The 8,334-nt window shown below is 51.2% G+C and carries 6 protein-coding genes; 4 read left to right on the top strand and 2 right to left on the bottom strand.

What is annotated here, in order from left to right:
• Nucleotides 1–145: 145 nt before the first annotated feature.
• The 4 genes from IQ260_RS23005 to IQ260_RS23020 all read left to right on the top strand — a co-directional run bounded on the left by IQ260_RS23005 (nucleotide 146) and on the right by IQ260_RS23020 (nucleotide 5,583).
• Nucleotides 146–1,603 carry a (Fe-S)-binding protein gene (locus IQ260_RS23005; RefSeq protein WP_322745027.1) on the top strand — a complete coding sequence of 486 codons (1,458 nt, stop codon included), beginning with the start codon at nucleotides 146–148 and terminating at the stop codon, nucleotides 1,601–1,603.
• 237 nt (nucleotides 1,604–1,840) lie between these two features.
• Nucleotides 1,841–4,024: a GAF domain-containing hybrid sensor histidine kinase/response regulator gene (locus tag IQ260_RS23010; RefSeq protein WP_193995423.1), complete on the top strand. Its 2,184-nt coding sequence runs from the start codon at nucleotides 1,841–1,843 to the stop codon at nucleotides 4,022–4,024.
• A gap of 84 nt (nucleotides 4,025–4,108) precedes the next feature.
• A complete protein-coding gene (locus tag IQ260_RS23015; protein WP_193995424.1) occupies nucleotides 4,109–4,534 on the top strand; it encodes a thiol-disulfide oxidoreductase DCC family protein in 426 nt (141 codons plus the stop codon).
• Nucleotides 4,535–4,554: 20 nt separating this feature from the next.
• Nucleotides 4,555–5,583 carry a threonine aldolase family protein gene (locus IQ260_RS23020; protein WP_193995425.1) on the top strand — a complete coding sequence of 343 codons (1,029 nt, stop codon included), beginning with the start codon at nucleotides 4,555–4,557 and terminating at the stop codon, nucleotides 5,581–5,583.
• Between the two features lie 170 nt (nucleotides 5,584–5,753).
• Here the strand turns inward: IQ260_RS23020 and IQ260_RS23025 are convergent, their stop codons facing one another.
• A complete protein-coding gene (locus tag IQ260_RS23025; RefSeq protein ID WP_193995426.1) occupies nucleotides 5,754–6,356 on the bottom strand; it encodes a class I SAM-dependent methyltransferase in 603 nt (200 codons plus the stop codon).
• A gap of 101 nt (nucleotides 6,357–6,457) precedes the next feature.
• On the bottom strand, nucleotides 6,458–7,213 hold the full coding sequence (locus IQ260_RS23030) for a class I SAM-dependent methyltransferase (protein ID WP_193995427.1): 756 nt from the start codon (nucleotides 7,211–7,213) through the stop codon (nucleotides 6,458–6,460).
• Between the last annotated feature and the right edge of the window lie 1,121 nt (nucleotides 7,214–8,334).

An 8,334-nucleotide genomic window follows, 5' to 3' on the forward strand; every position in this document is an offset into this window, starting at 1 on the left:
GTAGTAACCAAAGAGAGTACCTGAAAAACTAGAACATCAAGGATATATATGCCTCTATGGCAGACTAACATATCCCTTTAATGGGCCGCTGGCAGCAGACTCCAGCATAGGTGTAGACAGGGGAGCTATCTATTCCTCTTTATCCGTGCCATTGGCTTATTTTATCTACCGTCAATGTTTTCGCCATGGTCAGCAGAACGAAAGCGATAAGCTAAAGATAGTATTGCCTCCTTCACGCTGCATGCAGACTTCGGAATCTTCCACGGTACGCCCCCTCAAGCTCGATACTAGTCTGGACTCCAACACGGTTGGCTTTGACAGCCACGAACCGCCAGACCAGTCCTTGATTAATGCCTGTGTTCACTGTGGTTTTTGTCTGACCACATGCCCTAGCTATCGGGTCATCGGAAAGGAAAATGACTCGCCTCGGGGTCGCATTTACCTGATGGATGCCATTAATCAGGGGGAGGCTGATTTGACTGAGGCGGCGGTGAGCCATTTTGAGTCTTGCCTGGGATGTTTGGCCTGTACGACGGCCTGTCCGTCGGGGGTGCAGTATGACCGATTAATTGATTCGGTGCGATCGCAAGTCAATCGCAACCACCAGCGCCCGCTGCCTATCCGTCTGGTGCGCCAGCTCATATTTTCCCTATTTCCTTACCCTGACCGCATTCGTCTGCTACTCAGTCCCTTGGCCCTTTACCAGTGGCTAGGTGTCTCCAAGCTCATGCGCGGGCTACTTGATCGCTGGTCTCCTCAGCTAGCCGCTATGGAGTCCATCCTACCGACGGTCACCCCCCAGTGCTTCCAAGACAATCTGCCAGAGACTCTACCAGCCCAGGGGAACAAGCGCTACCGCGTCGGCATGATTCTCGGCTGCGTACAGCGAGTCTTTTTTAGCCATGTCAATGAAGCGACCGCTCGAGTGCTCAGCGCCAACGGGTGTGAAGTGGTGATCCCCAGAAGCCAGGGGTGCTGCTCTGCCCTACCCGCCCACCAGGGAGAAACCGACCAGGCTCAGGCGCTGGCTCGGCAGATGATCGACAGCTTTGTCGACACCGACGTGGACTACATTATTATCAACGCCGCTGGCTGCGGCCATACCCTCAAAGATTATGGTCACATTCTCCAGGACGACCTTGCGTATCGTGAACAGGCGGTTGCCTTTAGCAACAAGGTCCGTGACATCCAAGAATTTCTGGCCGAAGTCGGTCTAACAACGCCCCTTTCTGCCCTCACGGACGCTCCCCTCCAGCTGGTGTACCAAGATGCCTGTCATCTGCGCCACGGTCAGGGCATCACCCAGCCACCGCGACAGCTGCTCAAGCAAATCCCCGGTGTTACCCTAGTGGAACCCATGGATGCTGAACTCTGCTGCGGTAGCGCCGGTGTCTACAACATGTTGCAGCCTGAGGTTGCCAACGAGCTGGGTCAGATGAAGGTAACAAATCTCACCAATACGGGTGCCACCCTCATCGCCTCGTCCAATCCGGGCTGCGCGTTGCAGATTCAAAAACACTTAGCGCGTCAGGGACAGACAGTTCCCCTGATGCACCCCATCGAACTCTTAGATCGCTCCATTGCCGGGGAAAAACTGCTGTAAATACAGACATCTGTATTGACTGTTGCTAATGTGGAGGATAAACCGATCTGTGCAATTTACTACTGGCCAATAGTTTGCAGATAAAATCATACTGGGGCGTTGCTACGCCCCGTTTGATAAGAGCTGGTTCTGTGTCAAGGCAAAATCTGAAATTAGATGCTTAACCGTGAGCTTATCCTGAGCTGGATGCAAAATGTTGAAGGTAAGTAGTGTCAGTCTAAGAGACATCATTAATCCATGACTCACCAGTACTGCTATTTATGGCAAGTGCCGTGGATCAGTCTCTATGTCATTAGCAATGGGATGATTGCCCTTGCTTATTTTTCAATACCCCTGACGCTCTTTTACGTTGCCCGCAAAAACTATCGCGGAGTTATTTCCCCTCGATTACTGTGGCTGCTAGGAACGTTTATTGCCCTTTGCGGTACGGGCTATTTGCTCGATATATGGGCCGTTTGGCATCCAAGCTATGGCCTAACTAGCTTGGTCCGTGCCTGTATAGCATTGATCGGAATCGGCACAGCGTTTGAGTTCATTACCCAGCTACCTAAGTTTCTAGCCCTTAAAACTCCGTCAGAGCTAGCAGCGGTTAATCAACAACTCCAAACTGAAATTTATCGTCGTCGTGATTCCCAAACTGCCTTTTATGGCTTAGTAAGCTGTACATCGGTAGCGACGGGCTCAGACTACTTTTCCACCTTGGTGGTTAGCCTCGCGATGATCCTGAATGTCCGGACGGTCATTGTATCTGCCCGGAGCGACCCAGACTCGCTAGAGTTACAAACCATTGCCATGTGGCATGATCATCAGTTTCAAGACACCCCCATCCTGGCAACGGGGCAAACTCCATGTGCCCAAACGATCGCCACTGGCCAAATTCAATATTATCCAACCCTAGAGCTGCCGCCTGAGCACCCCATCACCAAGTTAGGGGTGACCACCTACTTAGGCGCGCCTCTCTTGGATGGCCCAGAGAAAGTTATCGGCACCTTAAGTATTTTCCATGACGGGCCGTTGGAAAATCTTGAGATGGCCAAATCATTTTTACAGGTGTTTGCAGCGCGTTCAGCGGCAGAACTCAAGCGACATCAAGCAGAGCAAGCGTTGTCCAAGGCCTATGACGGTTTAGAATTTCGAATTCAACAGCGCACCATTGAATTACAAAAGGCCAAGGAAACAGCTGAGATTGCGAACCGGGCCAAGGGAATCTTTCTGGCCAAAGTTAGCCATGAGCTGCGCACTCCCCTCAATGCCATTTTGGGCTTTACCCAGGTGATGGCTCAAGATCAGGCCTTGTCGTCAGACCATAGTCGAGCCCTAGAGATTATTGATGCCAGTGGCTCGCACCTACTGGACTTGATCAACAATATTTTGGAATTTACCAAACTCGAAAATGGCCATGCCAGTCTGCAACCCAGCGCTGTGGATATCAAAATGTTGCTTTCCCAGGTAGGCAGTATGTTGCAGCTCAAGGCCCAGGAACAAGGATTGCAGCTGCGGGTAGAGTGCGATTTTCCATCGGAGAGACGTAGCCAGCGCACTGGCGGCACAACTGGCGAGTCAGTTGTTAACATTCCTCGCTACGCCTATATTGATGCCAGTAAGCTACGGCAAATTGTCCTCAATATGCTGGACAATGCCATCAAGTACACCCAAGCAGGAGAGGTGATCTTAACGGCCTATGCCATCTCCCACAACGATACGATCCAGCTGGAGTTAGAAATCTCTGACACAGGACGGGGCATCAGTCCTAGCGAACAAAGAAGAATCTTTAATCCGTTCTATCAGTCCTATACCCTATCTACTGCTCACGACGCGGGTGACCAGGGTGTGGGCCTAGGATTAGCCATCTGTCAGGGGCTGATTAGGCTCATGGGGGGCAGTATCTGCTGCCAAAGCCAGCTGGATCAGGGTACCACTTTCCATATCCGGCTGCCGATGACAGCGCTCAGGCACTCTCCCCAGGTGAATACCTCGCCGTCCAGTGATGCCGAATATCCTGTTCTATCGCCGCTCCTATCTCAACAGCCCCATGAGATTTTAGTGGTAGAAGATGCCCCCACCAATCGTTTGCTGCTCAAAAATATTCTCAGCAATGCTGGGTTTAAAGTCCGCGAGGCGAAAAACGGACAGGAGGCCATTGAGCAATGGCAGTTATCCCGTCCGGCCCTGGTTTTGATGGATCTCCAAATGCCCGTTATGAATGGCTATGATGCTACAGCCCATATCAAACAGCGGGATCCCCATTTACCGATCATCGCCCTAACGGCTAGCACCTTTGCTGCCCAGCTGGAAGAGATTTTGTCCGTTGGTTGCAATGCTTGTATTCACAAGCCGTTCAACCGTGAACATCTGCTGCACACCATTCATCAACACCTGGGGAGCGATGCCATTCGGGACCCAAACCCTAGAAACCCATAGTTAAGCCAGCGGGTGCTCAGAGTCAGCAGAAATTGAAAATACGCTTTAAACTACATGGGAATCTCTATAATCTGCCCTTAAGCTATGGCCGACTGGAAAATTAAACTCCTCTATGACGGTGACTGTCCCTTATGTCTACGGGAGGTTAGTTTTTTACAAACCAAAGATCAGGGTCGGGGACTCGTGGCCTTTACCGATATCGCCGCTGATGATTATGACCCTGCCGCCCATGGTGGCGTTTCCTTTGAAGCGGCGATGGAACGGATCCATGCGGTGCTTCCCGACGGTACCGTCATCCAAAATGTTGATGTGTTTCGCCAAGTCTATGGTGTGTTGGGCATCGGTTGGATGTACGCACCCACACAGTGGCCTATCCTCGGTCCCATTGTTGACAGGCTATACGATATCTGGGCAGCACGACGCCTAGCCTTGACCGGTCGTCCCGATTTAGCCACCATTATTGCTCAACGTAACCAGCGCTGTCGTCCAGAAGAGGCCTGTCGGTTGTAACGGCTTTGAAAAATAAATCCATGCCTATCGACCTTAGAAGTGACACCATTACCCAGCCAACCCGTGGCATGCGGGATGCGATCGCAAACGCTGAGGTGGGTGACGATGTGCTAGGCGACGATCCCACTGTCCAGCAGCTGGAACGGGTTGTCGCGAGTCTTTTAGGCAAAGAAGCCGCCGTCTATATGCCGTCGGGCACAATGACCAATCAGGTGGCCCTGCGCACCCACACAGAACCAGGGGATGAGGTGGTCCTAGAATCCCAGGCCCACATTTACTACTATGAAGGCGGTGGACCTGCGGCCCTATCGGGGGTGATGTGTCGGCTGATTTCAGGGGACCACGGTATTTTTACAGCGGCGGATCTAAATCAGGTGCTACGCCCCGACAATGTACACTTTCCCAGAACCACATTGGTCTGTTTGGAAAATACCCACAACCGTGGCGGTGGCAGGATTTATCCCCTTGCAGAGATAGCTGCCATTGCTCAGGTGTGTGAGGCCCAGGCGTTAAAGCTGCACCTGGATGGGGCTCGTCTGTGGAATGCCTGCATTGCCACAGGGATCTCTGAGGCGGAGTATGTGCAGGCCTTTGATTCGGTAAGCGTTTGTTTTTCAAAAGGGTTAGGTGCCCCCATTGGGTCTGCCCTGGCCGGGTCTCAAGACTTTATCGAGCGAGCCCGCCGGTTTCGTAAAATGTTTGGCGGTGGTATGCGCCAGGCGGGCATGATGGCAGCAGGCGCGCTCTATGCCCTCAAGCACCATCGAGCCCGGTTGGCAGACGACCACATCAACGCCCAAACCCTGGCGAAAGGTTTGCAGGCCATCCCCGGTATTGAGATCGATCCAACCACGGTACAAACTAACATTGTTGTTTTTCAAACCACTTCTATTCCCGCCCAGGTTCTAGTCGAACGGCTGCAGCTCAAAGGTGTTTATATGCTAGCTGTGGGGCTTAATTCTATTAGAGCCGTGACCAATTTAATGGTGAATGAGCAACAGATTCAGCAGGTTCCGCCCCTGGTGGAATTGGCCCTTAATATTTCTTAGGTAAACTCGTTGTTATTGTGTAAGAGATTTTGGATATTAATCGATATTTGGGAGCTGCATGCATCTACTTTGAACGCTCAATCAGATTGTTGTAACATTTTTCTTCAGCCGCCCAATAGAGCAAACGATCGGAGGGAAGTCACAGAAGATAGGTCGGCTGCAAGGTATGGTTAGGCATCTTTTCTAGCAATGAACTGAACCACAGATGCCATGCCAGTATGACCTTCTCCTTCGCATACTTCACGTTCAACTTCTTGAACCAGAATTGGGTTAAGATTTGGAAATTCTTGACGAAGTTTTTCAACAGACATAAGCATATCAATATCTTTTGGGCCGCCAGTATCCTTTACTAACTGGTTTTCTGAGTAAGCCTCAAGTAGAACAATCCCATTTGGTTTTAGCGCTGCTTCTACAAGGGGATATAACCGGAGGCGGATACTGCTGGGTAAGTGTGCAGAGATGGAAACAACGGAGCCATAATGTTGTTCTTTAGGCTGATATTGGGCGAGATCGACTACCTCGGTTTCGATCGCTACGCCGTTAAATTTGGCAAGTGATTGCGCTTTATCTAATCCAATTTTTGAGCAATCAACGCCGAGAACACTTAGGTGCTGTGACGCCATGAAAACAGCATTTCGTCCTTCGCCCTCAGATAGCGAAAGAACTGGCCCACTAAGCAAATCTACGTTTGCTGCCAAGAACGTATTTGCCTCCTTTCCGTAAAGATATTTCTCAGTTATGTAGCGCTCATTCCAGAACTTTTGGTCATCCATGGGTTTTTTCCCTTGAGGCACAACGTTCACAATCATCGGGTCGCGACGAGTGAATGTCCATCTAAAAACGCCCGGCTTCGCGACTCCGGTGCATTGCATTGTTATTCCGCGTTTGTTGCCGTCGAGCGATTGAAAGCAAAGTAGAGCATTCCCCGATCTGTCTTTTTGTGAGTGAGCGAAAATCCGTTTGCTTCGACTGCAGAAACAAAGACGTCGGGTGGTAGCCGAATTTTCGAGTAAGCGCTGATCGACGTCTGCCATGCCGACTCAACAAATGTGTGAATTATGTCGTGAACAATAACGACATCAGAGCGATAGTCAAGAAAACAGGTGTGGATTCGGCGGTCATCAGAGCGAACAGGTATGAATCGCTCTGTGCCTAACAGTTCGTGAGTTGAATAATCACGGAACGAGAATGTCAGCAATCCGTCTGGCGTCAGTTTGCGAGCGGAGTCATCAATCAGTTTCTTGATCGCGTCGAACGAAGGAAGATGGGGTAACGTGTCGCCCATGCAGGCAATTAATGAAGCGGAATCGGAACCGAGGTGATCACTGAACTGCGCCAAGTCGGCAGCAATCGTCTTTATCGGCAGTTCGCCAACCGCCGCATTGAGTTCATCCAAGAGGTGCGATGAAGTATCGAGGGCCAATACACGATATCCACGGCGAGCAAGTGGAACGGAGTGGACGCCATGGCCACAACCGAGATCAACGGCAACGAGTCCGTCGCCATTGGGGAGTCCAATGTCAAAGTAAAAATTGTCTGCACACGCGCACGCGACATCAAAGTCACCGACCATCCAAGAATAGATTGGCGCGAGGTGATTTGCGTAATGTTCAGCAACCGAGGATGTCATTTTCGTTCGAGCGGGATAACGGCTTTCCCTTCAGGGATGCGAGAATTAATTTACAGAGTCCAACCTGTCGGGTGGTTCGAGCGTTCTCTTGCATGCCCCTGTTAGATCACACCCAAGAACGTTGTACTCCGCACGCTAGAGGCGATCACCCAATCCCAGAAAAAGGTACTCACAAAAGTATAGCCAGAGCAACACCAACATAGGATATACGCAAGCAAAACTTAAGAAATACCAGCAATTCACAGCCAAAACGATCCAGCAAGCAAAAAGGCAATATTTATAGCGGAAAATAAGAACGGTGACGGCAGGGGCGGAAGGCTAACGGTGAAGTTGTGCGGCGGTAAACAGCCTTGAATTCTCAGCGGAACCTTTTATACCGTCCGCACCAACCTAGTGTGTGTACGCCCGGCATGGGCGTGAACTAATGGGGTGAAAGTCCCCTGTAGGAGGACCCCGTCCAAATGCTCGAAAGTTATAGGAGCCGAGAGACGAGTACTACTAGCTTAAGGCAAGGGCGTTCTTCCCGCGAGGGAGGGTCTGAAGGAAGCCAGCGGCAAACCAGCGAGCCGACGAACAGAAACGTCATAGAAGGCCCGGATTCCTGGGTGAGTTGGCACACCACAACGAAACCTAAAGGTCCAAGGAACAGGGTAAATGACGCGGTTGTGCAGGGACAGTTCACGGTCTTATCCGGGGAGGTCTGTCCAGGAGCAGTCTGGAGGGCTATGGGAGTCGGACTGAGGCCCATCTCGAAAGGGATGGAGCAGCCACCGAACCCTACGGTGTTTCCAGTCAGCACGATTGGCGGTAACGTCAGTCGGGTTGGGCAGAAGTCAGCCGAGGCCATAGTAGCTGTAATAACAGCGAAGGGCCGAACAGTGTCAAATAAGGAGGAGCCATGACGGACTCAGACGTATCGATGAACCAGTCCAGGGGAGATGACGTTTGGCGCACGGATATGCAGCCAGCCTTAGCCATAAACCTGATGGCGCAGCTGACTTTTCCTATTAAGTCTGGTTCGCTAGTTGCCAACCTTCAACCAGGCCCTGTAACTTTGCCCATCCTTTCCAAAGGACTTGAATCCCGATAGGTGTTTTCCGTCGATGTTCTAAATACCCTCC

Source organism: Leptolyngbya cf. ectocarpi LEGE 11479 (assembly GCF_015207065.1).
In the GTDB taxonomy this organism is placed as follows: domain Bacteria; phylum Cyanobacteriota; class Cyanobacteriia; order Phormidesmidales; family Phormidesmidaceae; genus Leptothoe; species Leptothoe ectocarpi.

What these genes read in the sequence shown, in the direction of transcription:
- IQ260_RS23010 (WP_193995423.1), top strand. Translation starts at nt 1,841, where the DNA reads ATGACTCACCAGTACTGCTATTTATGGCAAGTGCCGTGGATCAGTCTC.
- IQ260_RS23015 (WP_193995424.1), top strand. Translation starts at nt 4,109, where the DNA reads ATGGCCGACTGGAAAATTAAACTCCTCTATGACGGTGACTGTCCCTTA.
- IQ260_RS23020 (WP_193995425.1), top strand. Translation starts at nt 4,555, where the DNA reads ATGCCTATCGACCTTAGAAGTGACACCATTACCCAGCCAACCCGTGGC.
- IQ260_RS23025 (WP_193995426.1), bottom strand. Translation starts at nt 6,356, where the DNA reads ATGGATGACCAAAAGTTCTGGAATGAGCGCTACATAACTGAGAAATAT.
- IQ260_RS23030 (WP_193995427.1), bottom strand. Translation starts at nt 7,213, where the DNA reads ATGACATCCTCGGTTGCTGAACATTACGCAAATCACCTCGCGCCAATC.